The organism is Rhodoglobus aureus, assembly GCF_039527955.1.
Lineage (GTDB): Bacteria > Actinomycetota > Actinomycetes > Actinomycetales > Microbacteriaceae > Rhodoglobus > Rhodoglobus aureus.
Map to the genome: position 1 here is coordinate 1 of NZ_BAAAKW010000028.1, position 12,655 is coordinate 12,655.

At 60.0% G+C, this 12,655-nt stretch carries 12 protein-coding genes and 1 tRNA gene; 6 read left to right on the forward strand and 7 right to left on the reverse strand.

Annotated features, from left to right (window positions below; genetic code table 11):
• The first annotated feature begins 138 nt into the window (after positions 1-138).
• Positions 139-2,424 carry a ricin-type beta-trefoil lectin domain protein gene (locus ABD112_RS07430; protein ID WP_343924592.1) on the forward strand — a complete coding sequence of 762 codons (2,286 nt, stop codon included), beginning with the start codon at positions 139-141 and terminating at the stop codon, positions 2,422-2,424.
• A gap of 625 nt (positions 2,425-3,049) precedes the next feature.
• Here the strand turns inward: ABD112_RS07430 and ABD112_RS07435 are convergent.
• The 5 genes from ABD112_RS07435 to ABD112_RS07455 all read right to left on the reverse strand — a co-directional run bounded on the left by ABD112_RS07435 (position 3,050) and on the right by ABD112_RS07455 (position 6,295).
• Positions 3,050-3,121, reverse strand: a tRNA-Arg gene (locus ABD112_RS07435).
• A gap of 58 nt (positions 3,122-3,179) precedes the next feature.
• Complete coding sequence (locus tag ABD112_RS07440) at positions 3,180-3,578, reverse strand: hypothetical protein (RefSeq protein ID WP_343924593.1); 399 nt, start codon at positions 3,576-3,578, stop codon at positions 3,180-3,182.
• A 65-nt stretch (positions 3,579-3,643) separates the two neighbouring features.
• Entirely contained in the window at positions 3,644-4,669 is a 1,026-nt protein-coding gene (locus tag ABD112_RS07445) for a CHAP domain-containing protein (RefSeq protein ID WP_343924595.1), read from the reverse strand.
• 91 nt (positions 4,670-4,760) lie between these two features.
• The gene (locus ABD112_RS07450) at positions 4,761-5,258 is read right to left on the reverse strand and encodes an HNH endonuclease (protein WP_343924597.1); all 498 of its coding nucleotides are present in this window, start codon (positions 5,256-5,258) and stop codon (positions 4,761-4,763) included.
• 335 nt (positions 5,259-5,593) lie between these two features.
• Entirely contained in the window at positions 5,594-6,295 is a 702-nt protein-coding gene (locus ABD112_RS07455) for an iron-dependent transcriptional repressor DtxR (protein ID WP_343924599.1), read from the reverse strand.
• A gap of 40 nt (positions 6,296-6,335) precedes the next feature.
• On the opposite strand from ABD112_RS07455, the gene serC reads away from it, so the two are divergent.
• The 3 genes from serC to ABD112_RS07470 all read left to right on the forward strand — a co-directional run bounded on the left by serC (position 6,336) and on the right by ABD112_RS07470 (position 9,420).
• A complete protein-coding gene (gene serC / locus ABD112_RS07460; protein ID WP_343924601.1) occupies positions 6,336-7,448 on the forward strand; it encodes a phosphoserine transaminase in 1,113 nt (370 codons plus the stop codon).
• A gap of 9 nt (positions 7,449-7,457) precedes the next feature.
• On the forward strand, positions 7,458-7,703 hold the full coding sequence (locus tag ABD112_RS07465; RefSeq protein ID WP_343924603.1) for a DUF2530 domain-containing protein: 246 nt from the start codon (positions 7,458-7,460) through the stop codon (positions 7,701-7,703).
• Positions 7,704-8,037: 334 nt separating this feature from the next.
• Positions 8,038-9,420 (forward strand): MinD/ParA family ATP-binding protein, encoded by a 1,383-nt coding sequence (locus ABD112_RS07470; protein WP_343924605.1) that lies wholly within the window; start codon positions 8,038-8,040, stop codon positions 9,418-9,420.
• A gap of 118 nt (positions 9,421-9,538) precedes the next feature.
• Here the strand turns inward: ABD112_RS07470 and ABD112_RS07475 are convergent, their stop codons facing one another.
• Together ABD112_RS07475 and ABD112_RS07480 are read right to left on the reverse strand one after the other, a co-directional pair.
• The gene (locus ABD112_RS07475) at positions 9,539-10,087 is read right to left on the reverse strand and encodes a DUF3027 domain-containing protein (protein ID WP_343924607.1); all 549 of its coding nucleotides are present in this window, start codon (positions 10,085-10,087) and stop codon (positions 9,539-9,541) included.
• Positions 10,080-10,463, reverse strand: a complete 384-nt coding sequence (locus ABD112_RS07480; RefSeq protein WP_343924609.1) for a cold-shock protein — start codon at positions 10,461-10,463, stop codon at positions 10,080-10,082. Before ABD112_RS07480 ends, ABD112_RS07475 begins: the two co-directional genes overlap by 8 nt.
• Positions 10,464-10,526: 63 nt before the next feature.
• Here ABD112_RS07480 and ABD112_RS07485 point away from each other — a divergent pair, with 63 nt between their 5' ends.
• Both ABD112_RS07485 and ABD112_RS07490 read left to right on the forward strand, forming a co-directional pair.
• Positions 10,527-10,793: a hypothetical protein gene (locus ABD112_RS07485; protein ID WP_343924611.1), complete on the forward strand. Its 267-nt coding sequence runs from the start codon at positions 10,527-10,529 to the stop codon at positions 10,791-10,793.
• The gene (locus ABD112_RS07490; protein ID WP_343924612.1) at positions 10,780-12,636 is read left to right on the forward strand and encodes a helicase-associated domain-containing protein; all 1,857 of its coding nucleotides are present in this window, start codon (positions 10,780-10,782) and stop codon (positions 12,634-12,636) included. Before ABD112_RS07485 ends, ABD112_RS07490 begins: the two co-directional genes overlap by 14 nt.
• Positions 12,637-12,655: the final 19 nt, after the last annotated feature.

A 12,655-nucleotide genomic window follows, 5' to 3' on the forward strand; every position in this document is an offset into this window, starting at 1 on the left:
GCCGCTGCAACGTCCTCTACGCCATGATGCGCGACGGCACACTCTACGAGAACGAACCGAAAAAACACGCCCTCGCCGCTTGACAAAAACATAGGGGCACCCCCCTCTGATTCCGTTCGATTGTCAAAGGAGATAATCATGGCTCGCCATTCGGCCCCCACTCGCTTCAGATTTACCATTGCCGTCGCCGCTGCGATAGCGGTGTCATTCGGACTGCTGCTAACGCCGCCGGCTTCCACCGCAGAGGCCGGTTCACCGCTCGACTACCCGGAGTCCCCGTACGCGGCAACTGACTACAACGAAACGTTCCGCGGGCAGTTCCACTTCAGCCCTCAGAGTGGTTTCATGAACGACATCAATGCCCCGCTTTACTACCGGGGCGCGTACCACCTCTTTTTCCAGCACAACCCACACGGCCTCACTTGGGACACTGTGCACTGGGGGCACGCCACAAGTCCCGATCTAGTGCGTTGGACGCAAAAGCCAATCGCGCTCGAGCCTGGAGTGCATGCCGGCAATCTCTGGTCGGGGGCCGGCTGGGTCGATGTGAACAATGTGACTGGGCTCAAAACGGGCAGCGACGATCCGATACTGCTGTTTACCAACACAGAAGGCGTAAGCATCGCGTACTCCACCGATGGTGCACAGTCCTTCCAGATGTACAACGGGGGCGCCAAAGTGGTAACGGACCTCCAAGAGAGCCGCGACCCAAAGATTCAGTGGGACGCGGCCAACAACCAGTGGGTAATGGTCACGTTCCGCGCGGGAACTGGGGCAGTGTTTTATACATCAACAAACCTACTGAACTGGGCTTACCGTTCCACCTTTATCGCCGAATGGTTCGTCGAATGCCCCGATCTTTACCTGCTCAATGTAGATGGCGGAGCAACTCAGAAATGGGTGCTGCAAGACGCCAGCGGCGAGTACGTTATCGGTTCCTTGAGCGCTGCGGGCAATTTCACTTCGGACTGGGCGGCGCCACAAAACATGGAGTGGGGCAAGTCGGACGCAGCATTTGCACCATCAGTCTGGTACGCCCCGCAAACCTTCAACCAACTTCCCGGTGGGCGAGTGGTCCAGCTTGGCTGGCAGCCGAGCAATGCTGGCGTGACGTGGACTGGGAACGCGTCATTCCCCGTCGAACTTGGACTGACGACTTATCCAGAGGGAATCCGCCTAACACGCAACCCAGTGGATGAGATCGCAACAATCCGCACGTCAACCCAGACGTGGGGCAGCCGAACGATAACGACCGATCCAGCCAGTGATCCGTTGAGCGGAATTTCGGCCGACACCTACGAGCTGAACGCCACCTTCTCCCTCAGCGATGCGACAGCATCCGAGTTCGGGTTCCGTTTACACACCCGCGATAACGGAACCAGCGACCGCACTGTTGCGTATACCACCGCGACGCAGCAGCTTTATGGGATGTCGCTACCTCCCATCTCGAACGAGGTGACAGTGCGACTGTTGGTTGACCGTGGGCAGCTAGAGGTCTTCGGCAATGGCGGAAAAATGGTGTTCAGCGACAACGTCTCATTCGATTCGTCAGCAGGAAGCCTTGGCCTCGAACTGTACGCGATCGGTGGTTCAGTCACGGTGACTTCACTGGAGTTCTCCCCTATTTCATCCACCTGGACGCCTGCGCCTCAAGGAATCGCACCCGCGGGGGCGATCACCTCAACGGGACACCAAAACATGTGCATCGACCGAGATGTAGCTAGCGGCAAAGCACAGCTATGGAGTTGCCTTGGCAACGCCAACCAATCGTGGACACTCGACAGCTACGGTCAGCTCACAACCGACGGCTTCTGTCTTCGAGTGCCACAAGGGCAAAACGCGAACATGACGCTTGTGTCGATCGCAGCATGTTCCGGGGCTGCGAATCAGAAATGGCGACAAGGCAACTTCGGATCGCTGATCAATCTGGCGTCTGGCAAGTGCCTCGACGTTCCTGAAGCCGACTTCAGCAACGCTCGACAGCTTCAGATCTACGACTGCGTAGGTAGCCGAAACCAGAGTTGGGTGGGGCCGACATACACGACGGCAGTCGGCGCCATTGCTTGGAACACGTCCAACTCGTGCGTCGATCTGGATGTCGCGAGCGGCGAGGTCCAGATATGGTCGTGCAACGGGTTGGCCAACCAAATCTGGAGTCTTGAGCGAGACGGAACGCTCAACAACACGGACATCTGCATGCAGCTTTCTCCTTCGTCACTGGGAAACGGCGAGCTTGTCTCCGCGGCCACGTGCTCGCCGACGGCCGCCAACCAGCGATGGAGCCGGTTCGCGAACGGACAACTCCGCAACGTGGCCGCCGGTCGTTGCTTGGATCTTGACTCCGGTAATCTGACCAACGGGCGACAGCTCATTGTGTGGGATTGCGTGGGCGGCCCAAACCAGACATGGGTCGGACCCGCGTGACGTCGGCAGTGCAGAAGTTTCGGAGTAATCAGCGAAGCTTGACCAACTTCACTGATCACAGACCATACGGGCCTCACCGACAGGTGGTGTAGTCGATGAAGCATCACCCTGATAGCTGCAAGCTTCAGGATGGTGAACGCCCTGTTCATGTCGGAGCAGGATCGCACTCGCGAATTTGGCCTCATGAGAGCGATGGGTACGGGCAGCGGCCATGTCTTCGGCCTTTTCTTCAGCCTTGAAGTGGTCTTCGTAGGCTCGAAATTTTTTCGTCTAGGGCACTGCCCGAACACTGCTCTATGCCATCCGTTCGAAAGTCTGTTGGATTGGGTTCGGCTCACGGGTATTCCCCCGCCGTCGCCGGAATCGAAGCCCGTCTGGGCCAGAATGTGCCGGTACAGGTGTTTCGAAATCGAGCCCGATGACCGGTCGTCATGCGCTCGACGCAACTGCCTCAGAAAGGGCTTCGACGATCGTCCAACGCGGGCCCACACTTTCCGTGAACCGTGGGCAAACCGTGGGCAAAACCGCAGAGACAAGGGTCGATGCTGCTCAGTTGTGGGCAACTATGATTCAAAATCAGCCAGTTTTCGGGGAAATAGACGCCCTGACCAGCATTTTTACAAAGTGCCCCTGGAGGGATTCGAACCCCCAACCTGCTCCTTAGGACGGAGTTGCTCTTCCGTTGAGCTACAGAGGCTGGCGGTACGAGTGTAGCCGAGTCATGCGCTCGGAGCCCTCAGACATCCTCCCCAAAACTAGTGCGTGGCGTCGGCCGAATTGTCGGCGAGCGGCGGGAGCGGCAACTGCAGCGGGTGCAGGTCGGGCTCGTGCCACAGCTCGCGACCCTCAGCGATACGATCCGCTGAGTAGAAGCGCTTGATGATCGACTTATCGAGCAGCTCGGGTGCGGCATCCAGATCCTCCACCGAAGCAATGAGATCGAACCAGGCGCGAGTAAGCGTGACGTGAAAAGCGTGAGGCTTGCCAGCCCGATCAGCTAACGCCTTGATCCCGACAACGAGTCGTTGCAGCCCGTCCTGTTCGCCGTACTGGCGAGCGAGACCCCAAGCAACGCGCACATGATTCTCGTGCGAGAACGCAGCCGGCGCAATCTTGCCTGCTTCAAAAGCGGCAACCAGCTCGTCATTGTTCATACGGCTCGCTCCAGACGGTGGCGTTCACAGTGCTTACGTCCTTAAGCACGCAGGCGAATCGAAAACTACTGTCCAGGAGGGTAGAGGAACGCCTCTACGTCAGCCGAAGCGAGAGTGCGCTGGCTGTAGACGCGGTTCACGTAGTTGTATTCCTCAATCAGAACACTGCCATCGGCATTGACTGCCTTGACGTAAGCGACGTGATTATCCCAACCGAACCAGGCAACGGATCCAACTACGGGGGTGGCACTAACGGTCCAGCCGTGAGCATCCCACGCGTCTTTCCACTGCGAAGCGTTACCGCCGTTCGGCGTGAGGTCAGCCCACGCCCAACGGTACGGTGCCGAGAATGATCCAACATCGCGGTTCAAACGCCAAGCCACAAAGTCGGTGCACTGGCGGTAGTAGTAGTTGAGCGGTGACAGCGAGTAGCCGGCGGTCGCCCAAGGGTAATCATCGCCCAGCGCCTGAGCACCCGATGCCGCGTACAGATCGTTTGCCGAAGCGATAGCTGACTGTTGACGGATCAATTCCAGATCTTCTGGCGAAGTCGCTTCGAACTGGTCGCGCTCAAGCTCGGGAAGCGCCAAATCGGCGCTAACGGTGACTGACTGTGCACTCAGCGTGGAAGCATCTGCCGCCGCAGCCAAAGCAACAACGGAACCCTCATCAGAGAGAAAGTTGCTCTGTCCGTAAGCAGGCAAACCGGCAACCGCAAAAAGGCCACCAATGACAGCCATCGAAGCCAACGCTCGGACGGGATTGCGACGAGAACGTTTCGGCGACACAACTGTGCGCGGCCGAGCGACTACGACATCCGCAGACTTGGCTACCGGGCGCGCAAGAGCGACATCTGAGCGCAGGACCGCGGCTGGTGCATTAGGAATCTCGGGAACGACAACCGCAACATCAGCCTGAACGACTGGTGCAGCTGGAGTCTTTTCGAACGCTGCAGGCTTAGCTGCTGCCGAATGCTTCGCTGTTGCTGCATCGCGTGCGGCACGCGCTTCGCGACGCGACAGGAAAACTGGTGCATCACCGGTGGCTTCGCCCGCGGGGACGCCAAAAGCGTCCGTGCTATTAGAGGGCAAGCGGGGCAAACGAATACCTAACAGTGGAGCGAATTCGAGACAGATCTAGGGCAAATCCCGAACGACGGGAATAATCACAACAGCATAACAGTTATGCGGCCGGAGCCAAATATTCTTCCCAATCTGGGAGTGCCCTTTCAATTCCCCTCACAAGCCATGCACTCGTGTGCGGCGGGCGCGGCTTGATCAGCAAGCGCCAATTCATCTCTCCCGGAGTGCGATTACTCTTTTTGTTGTTACACCGCAAACAGCACGCCACCAAGTTTTCCCAGGTGTCTTGCCCACCCCGCGAACGTGGCATCACGTGGTCGATGGTGTTCGCTGAGCCGCCGCAGTAACCGCACCGGTGCGCATCACGCCGAAGCACTCCCCGGCGTGACACCGGCAGTCTGCGAGTAGAAGGGATGCGCACATAATTTCGCAGGATGATCACCGACGGGCGATCCCACGATCCGCTTGAGCCCCAGACGGGATGCTCCGAATCGGCAGCAATGATCGTTGCTTTCTGATTCAGCACGAGCACAATCGCTCGCTTGAAAGACACGACCGCAAGCGGCTCGTAGCCGGCGTTCAGTACCAAAGTGCGCATTGTCATCCTCTCGAAAGAGCCTGCACGGCTTGCAGGCAATCGACTTCCTTGAGGCTCAGCAAATAGGAGGCAGAAAACAAAAAGGCACCGTCGAAAGACGATGCCTAGTGATTCAGTGCGCGAAAACTGCCGCGCACAGTACTGCTGTGTCGTATGTAAAAGTGAGCGCGCGCATCCACGGTTTGGATGCTGCACCCACTTAACATGCGATTCTCCGGTTCATTCGTGAACTCCAAGGGCTATAGGCTAACCCAATTTTTAGCGCATTCCGCACGAAGGCGCGCCGCATTAAACGACCAGACAGTAACGCCTCGGTGAACACCAGTTTCAGCGAACTAAGCGACCGGCTTCTCTACGAAAATGTGAATGGCTACCTCATTGGGCAACTCAAGGCCTTCGCCGAATCCCTCAACAGTGACCGCAACATAGGAGTCAGCGGCAGAGAACATTGCCGTCTTACCTGGCATGACCCCCGCGTTGAACAATTGCTGCAAAAGCTCTGGCTCGAACTGCACAGGCTCGCCAAGGCGACGGATGAGACCGGAGATCGGAGACGTCGTCTCAGCAACCAGGTCAACAATGTTCACCATCCCGGCACTGAACGAGGGAGCAGCGACGCCGCCCAACTCTTCAAGTCCCGGGATCGGGTTGCCGTAAGGCGACTCGATGGGGTGATCGAGCATCTCGATGAGCTTGCGCTCAACCTGCTCACTCATCACATGCTCCCAGCGACAAGCCTCGTCATGAACGAGCGCCCAGTCGAGGCCAATCACGTCAGCGAGCAGTCGCTCAGCAAGACGGTGCTTTCGCATCACATGCGTAGCGCGGCGGCGGCCCTCAACCGTAAATTCGAGGTGGCGGTCGCCTTCAACGACGACAAGGCCGTCACGTTCCATGCGGCCGATAGTTTGCGAAACGGTTGGCCCAGAGTGGCCGAGCCGTTCAGAGATGCGTGCCCGCAGCGGAACGATGTTCTCTTCTTCAAGATCAAGAATCGTGCGCAGGTACATCTCGGTGGTGTCAACGAGATCGGTCATGAAATAAGACTAGCCCGAACTGGCCAATAGAATCGGACGTATGGCAAGCCTGACGATTCCCACTGACCTCCTTCCCACTGACGGACGATTCGGAGCTGGCCCCTCCAAGGTGCGCCCCGATCAGATCGAATATTTGGCGTCTGCCGCGCACACCATCCTTGGCACGTCTCACCGTCAGGCACCCGTTCGCGACCTCGTCGGCCGCGTACGTACGGGGCTTGGCGATCTGTTCCAGATACCTGAAGGCTACGAAGTAGTACTCGGCAATGGTGGATCGACTGCCTTCTGGGATGCCGCAGCCTTTGCCCTCATCGAGCGTCGCAGCGCCCACCTTTCTTTCGGAGAGTTCGGCTCCAAATTCGCCAAAGCTGCCGCCGCGCCGCATCTCGAATCGCCTCATGTTGTTACCGCCCCGGGCGGGTCGCTGGCCGAACTCGACGACCTCAACGGTGCTGACGTGTTTGCGTACCCCCAAAATGAGACTTCAACCGGCGTTATGGCTCCCGTGCGACGGGCCGACGGCGACAACGTGCTCACCGTGGTTGACGCGACAAGCGCAGCGGGTGGCATCCAGTTCGATGCCGGCCAGGCTGACGTCTACTACTTCGCACCGCAGAAAAATTTTGCCTCGGATGGCGGATTGTGGATCGCCCTGTTCTCCCCCGCCACGATTGAACGCGTCGAGCGGATCGCCGCCTCTGGCCGCTACATCCCCGAGTTCTTGTCGCTCAAAAACGCGATCGACAACTCGCGCCTCAACCAGACCCTCAACACTCCAGCACTCAGCACGCTGCTGCTGCTCGAAAACCAGATCGACTGGATCAACGGCAATGGTGGACTTGCGTGGGCGGATGCCCGCACTCGCGAATCGTCGTCAGTGCTCTACGACTGGGCTGCCGCCAGCGATATCGCTACGCCATTCGTCACCAACCCCGAGCACCGTTCGCAGGTGATTGCCACGATCGACTTCGATGACTCCATCGACGCTTCCGCAATCTCCAAAACCCTTCGCGCTAACGGCATCGTCGATACCGATCCGTACCGCAAGCTCGGCCGCAATCAGCTGCGCGTTGCAACGTTCGTAGCGATTGAACCGGATGACGTACGCAAGTTGGTCTCATCAATCGACTATGTGATTGCCAACAGCCACTAGCCTGAAACCGTGCGTATCTGGCTCAAAGACTCGGAACGACGGCCCGACCCAGAACCGGTCGAGACCGATGACCGCAAGGCGATGCTCGTTGGCATCGCCTTGTGGGTCGTTTCCCTCGCCGTTTTGCTGCTGTTTATCGAGCCGCTGAATGCTGCGGGCAACCTGTGGTGGTTGTGGACCGCGGTCGCGGGGCTCGCGCTCGGCCTAATCGGACTGATCTACACGCACGTGAGGCGTGGGAAGCGCTCGCGGTAATCCCTTAGCCTCGATCCACCGGTCTGGTCTGGCGAGTGTGATCGTACCGGGCCGCGGACGCAAAGGCACGCCGATGCTGGTCATCGTCGCGCTCGTCGCCAATACGGTCGTCGTGCTGGCCTCGGCCGGCTGGCTGCGGATCCCGGGGCTGGGCTAGCGGAGGAACCTTCGGGGCGAACCACCCGCGAATTCGCAGTCCCGATGCCTACAGTGGGGATGGTCTACCCATAAACTGCAGGGGCAAAGCCCGATCGGCGGGTTGTTCGTGCGCTTCAAAGAACCCTCAGTGTCAAGGTTGCGCCAGAGGAATCCCGGAACACTAGAAGAGAGCACCATGACAAAGCACGCACCCCTCCTCCCCAGCTTCAGCGCGTTCGTCAGGGATGACTCGACGGCCGATTTGACGATCGACGGAGTGCCGCAGATGGTGACCGCGGCGGACGAAGCCGGTGTGCGCGAGGAGATCATCGCGCGGGTCACCAGGGCGGCGATCAAGAGGGGCGGACCGGTTCGGCTTGTGGCCGAGGATTCGCAGGGCCAGGCGCCACTGATCGTGTACCCGGACGGTCGCGTCGAGCCTGACGGGGACTTCATCCCTGCAGCCGATCGACGCCCCACGGCCGGGGATCTGGTCACGGAGCCAGAGCCCGAGCCGATACCCGCGCCGACGTCGGAGCCCGAAACCGTCTCGATGGACGCGCTTCTCGCCGGTGTACCCGCGGACGCCACGTCGGTCAGGCTCGCGCCGCCCGCATCCCTGCCCAATCGGTCGGGCGCTGGCGCTCCGCCCCGCCTCGCCGACTTCCTCAACTCCCGACCGGCGGAGACACCAGGCCCCGCCGAAAAGGGATGGCAGGGTTCGATGAGCCGGATGACCGGCGGGCGCCTCTCGCCCTCGCCTAACAGGGCCGAGGTTTCCCACCGCGCTTCCGTTGCTGCGGTTCAACGCGGGTTCAACGGTCCTCGCACGATCGTGGTACTGAACCCCAAGGGTGGGGCCCACAAGACGACGGCCACCTTGCTGATCGCGGCGACTTTCGGCATCCACCGCAGCGGCTACACGCTCGCCTGGGACAACAATGAAACCATGGGCACGCTCGGGATTCGGGCGCAGGGTGCGAGTCACGCCAACACCGCCGTTGACCTCCTCAGGGACCTCGACCGCCTGGACGGCGACCGCACGGTGAGTGTGTCCGACATCGACCGTTACGTGCGGAACCAGGGCGCCTCCCGTTTCGATGCGCTGGCATCAGACCAGGACCCGGCCGGTGCGGCCAGCATCGACGATGTTGCCTTCCGAAAGCTGCATTCCACGCTCAGCCGCTTTTACCGCGTGCTGGTCATCGACACGGGCAACAACATGCGGGCGTCCAACTGGGAGGCGGCCGTGGAGACGGCCGACCAGCTCGTCGTCGTGTCGACGATCCGCGAGGACACGGCATACGGCGCCGCGTCGCTGCTCGACGGCCTCAGGCACAAGGGCCACGGGGAGAAGGTTGCTCAGGCCGTTACGATCCTGGCGTCGCCGGCGAAGCGTGTTGACGGCAAGCTGTCACGGCGCCTGCACGACCACTTCAAGCAGCTCACCCGATCGGTCATCGACGTCCCATTCGACCCTGGGCTGGTTTCCGGTGGTCCCATGAACATAGAAGCACTCGACCCGCGCACTCGCGCAGCCTGGCTGCGGGCCACGGCCGCAATCGCCGAGGGGTTGTAGGCCAGCCCAACGGGCAATGTCGGCGAGCGAGCGGGTGCCGCCGAGCGGGTGGAGCTTAGCCTTTGTAATGGTTATTGCTGGTCTGGTATCAGCTATAACCATTACAGAGGCCTAGACGCTAGTCATCATCGTCAGACTCGTCGAGGTCATCGATGTCGACTCCATCGAAGTCGCCCCCGTGCAAGGCACCTGAGTCGAACGCGCTGTCGTCATCGTCATCGTCGTCATCGTCATCGTCGTCGTCGTCGTCGTCGTCATCTTCCTCGTCGTCGTCGAGGTCGTCGTCGTCATCCGAAACGTCTTCGTCTGATTCGTCGCCGCTTGGCACTTCTTCTGACGCCGTTTTTTCAGCATCCGCTGCTTCGGTTGCCGCCTGGGCAGCCTTGTAGTCAGCGAGTCGTTCAGACCACGGAACCCAATCGGGTGAAAGCAGTGCGCCTTCGGCCGGCATGAGCTCTGCTTCAAGAACAGTCGGATCTGCACCCTCAACGTGGGCGATGCTGACGGTCCAGTTCCAGCCGGGGTAGCCACGCATGGCCGAAGCGAAGATCACCGAGACGGTGCCGTCGTTTTCGACCTGCTCACCAACGAGCGCGCCAATCGACGCCGTGTCAGTGATCTCGAGGAGTGCCCCCCGAGCAAGCTTTTCGTACTGGCTATTAGGCATCTAGTTCGTCCGCTACCTTTCGCAACATTGAAGCAATTTTGGCGCTGTGCGCCTTGTCAGGGTAACGACCCCGCTTGAGACCGGAACCTATGCCATCCATGAGCTTGACCAGATCTTCAATGATCACAGCCATGTCATCGGCTGGCTTGCGGTTGAGCTTGCTCATGCTTGCAGGAGCATCCATGATTCGCACTGAGAGCGCCTGGGCGCCCTTCTTGCCGTCAGCAATGCCGAACTCAAGGCGAGTACCCGCCTTTACCCCTGTCGTGCCCGCAGGCAGCGCTGAGGCATGCAAGAAGACCTCCTGGCCTTCATCACTCATGATGAAGCCAAAACCCTTCTCGTCATCGTAAAACTTAACCTTGCCGGTGGGCATGGGCGTGCTCCTTCGTATCGTGACTCAAGCTTAGAACGTAAATGGGCGCGTATCCTTGTCAACGTGACAAATCATTCAACTGAACGTGACCTTCGTATCGAGCGTGTGCTCGCCTACCTCGTCGCCATCTCGATCGCACTCGCCGTGATTAGCTTTGTCGCCGTAGTTGTTGCCACCGCAGCTGGTCTCACCGATTTCGACACAGGTGCGTGGCCCGCAGTCATCACTATGCCTTACTTTGCTCTCCCGTTGGGTGTGGTTTTCATCATCACCCTTTTGGTGCTGAACGGGCGCCGCCGCCGACGTGAATATGGGAATGGCCACAATTAGCGACGCTGCTCTTTTGCTCGCCGCTCAGCTGCGCGCACTAGACGATAGTCAACTCCTTCAGTTGTTGCGCTCACGTGTAGTGCGCAGCAACTCTGTCAGCGACTTCTTTGACCTCGCGGATGCCCTGCAGCAGACGACGTCACTTGAGCGGGTTCTCCGCACTCTCGACCGTCCCACTCTCGCGACGATGGCGGTGGTTGCCGACACGACTTCTCTGACCGCGGATGATGTTGCGGCCGCGCTCGGCAGGTTCGGCCGCGATCCTGTGGCGGTGCAGTCGCGGCTCGACCGACTTGTTGAGCATGCGCTGCTGATTTTCCGCGGGGGTCGCTATAGCGCCCCCGACGGCGTTACTGATCATCTCGCTGGTTGGCCGTTCGATGACCTGCCGTCCACCGGAGAGCTGCTCGATACGGCTCCCCCGTCGACGCTTACTTCGGTTGAGCCATCCGAGCGCGCCTCCCTCGACCGCATTGCCGCTGAGAACGCCTTCGCCACCACCAATGAAGTCACCGAGCTTCTCAACCAACTTCGCACTTCGCCGGTGCGCGATCTTGCGCGCGGTGGGGTTTCGCTGCCCGACTCAAAGCGGCTAGCGGTCTCCATGTCTGTGCCGCTCGACAAGGTCGCTGGGCTCGTCGATATTGCCGAACGTGCCGGGCTTGTCGCAACAACGAATGCCCAATGGATGCCTACCGCTGACGCTACAGAGTGGATGTCACGCTCCGCAGACGAACGCTGGTTGCACCTCGCTGAAGCCTGGCATCAGGGGGTGCCCGCTGAGATCCGCACCATCTTGGCCGACCGCACCCACAGTTTTTGGGGCGACGGAGTCGAAGCGTACGTTCGTTGGCTATTCCCTGCCGGTGTCGACTGGATGCTCGAAAAAGTGCGGCGGTACAGTCGCGATGCGCAGCTGCTTGGCGTGACCGCAGAGCGGCTCCCCAGCACCGCAGGGGTTGCATTGCTCACTCGCACCCCGGCTGAAGCGGCGGCGGCGATGGCTGCGCTGTTCCCGAAGGAGGTGCACCACGTTTATGTGCAGCCCGACCTGACGGTGATTTCGCCCGGACCTTTGGCACCGCAACTGGATGCTCGACTGCGCACGATTGCCGATGTTGAGACTCGGGCTTTGGCATCCACCTATCGCATCTCGCCGTCGAGCCTTCATCATGCGATGACACTCGGCGAAACGCTTGAGGGTATGCGCGAGTTTTTGGCGGAGATTTCGTTGACCGGGGTTCCGCAGCCGGTTCAGTATTTGTTGGCTGAGGCTGCATCGCGGCACGGGCTTGTGCGGGTCGGTTTACACGGGTCTGTGGGCAGCTACGTCATGTCCCCTGATTCTTTGTTGCTGCAGTCGATTGCGGTTGACCCCAACTTTGCCCCGTTTGGGTTGCGCCACGAGACCGATCGTTTGGTCTCACGATTTGGTGTTGAGCAACTGTTTTGGGCGCTCAGCGACGCCCGCTACCCGGTTGCTGCCGAAGACAGGGTAGGCAATATTTTGTCGTTGCGCCGTGATCAGGTAAGCGATGAAAACCCCTCCGAGCCTCAGGATGCCCAGCCAGAACAGTTGCTGACGAAGCTCCGCAGCGGTCAGGGCGGGGCTACCGGCGATGAAGATCAGGCGTGGCTGTCTCGGCAAATCGAGGTCGCCATTCGCAACAAACTTCTGCTGAAAGTCACTGTGAAGATGCCCGACGGCCGAGAGATGCTCTACACCCTTGAACCGTCAACGGTGGCAGCGGGGCGGATGCGCGGGCTCGACCGCGGCGCAGATATCGAGCGCACTCTGCCGCTGTCGAGCATCATCGGGGTTGAGGCAACGACCGAGCGCTAAGCATCCGGGCGTAGGCTAG

What these genes read in the sequence shown, in the direction of transcription:
- ABD112_RS07430 (WP_343924592.1), top strand. Translation starts at nt 139, where the DNA reads ATGGCTCGCCATTCGGCCCCCACTCGCTTCAGATTTACCATTGCCGTC.
- ABD112_RS07440 (WP_343924593.1), bottom strand. Translation starts at nt 3,578, where the DNA reads ATGAACAATGACGAGCTGGTTGCCGCTTTTGAAGCAGGCAAGATTGCG.
- ABD112_RS07450 (WP_343924597.1), bottom strand. Translation starts at nt 5,258, where the DNA reads ATGCGCACTTTGGTACTGAACGCCGGCTACGAGCCGCTTGCGGTCGTG.
- ABD112_RS07455 (WP_343924599.1), bottom strand. Translation starts at nt 6,295, where the DNA reads ATGACCGATCTCGTTGACACCACCGAGATGTACCTGCGCACGATTCTT.
- serC (WP_343924601.1), top strand. Translation starts at nt 6,336, where the DNA reads ATGGCAAGCCTGACGATTCCCACTGACCTCCTTCCCACTGACGGACGA.
- ABD112_RS07470 (WP_343924605.1), top strand. Translation starts at nt 8,038, where the DNA reads ATGACAAAGCACGCACCCCTCCTCCCCAGCTTCAGCGCGTTCGTCAGG.
- ABD112_RS07475 (WP_343924607.1), bottom strand. Translation starts at nt 10,087, where the DNA reads ATGCCTAATAGCCAGTACGAAAAGCTTGCTCGGGGGGCACTCCTCGAG.
- ABD112_RS07480 (WP_343924609.1), bottom strand. Translation starts at nt 10,463, where the DNA reads ATGCCCACCGGCAAGGTTAAGTTTTACGATGACGAGAAGGGTTTTGGC.
- ABD112_RS07490 (WP_343924612.1), top strand. Translation starts at nt 10,780, where the DNA reads ATGGCCACAATTAGCGACGCTGCTCTTTTGCTCGCCGCTCAGCTGCGC.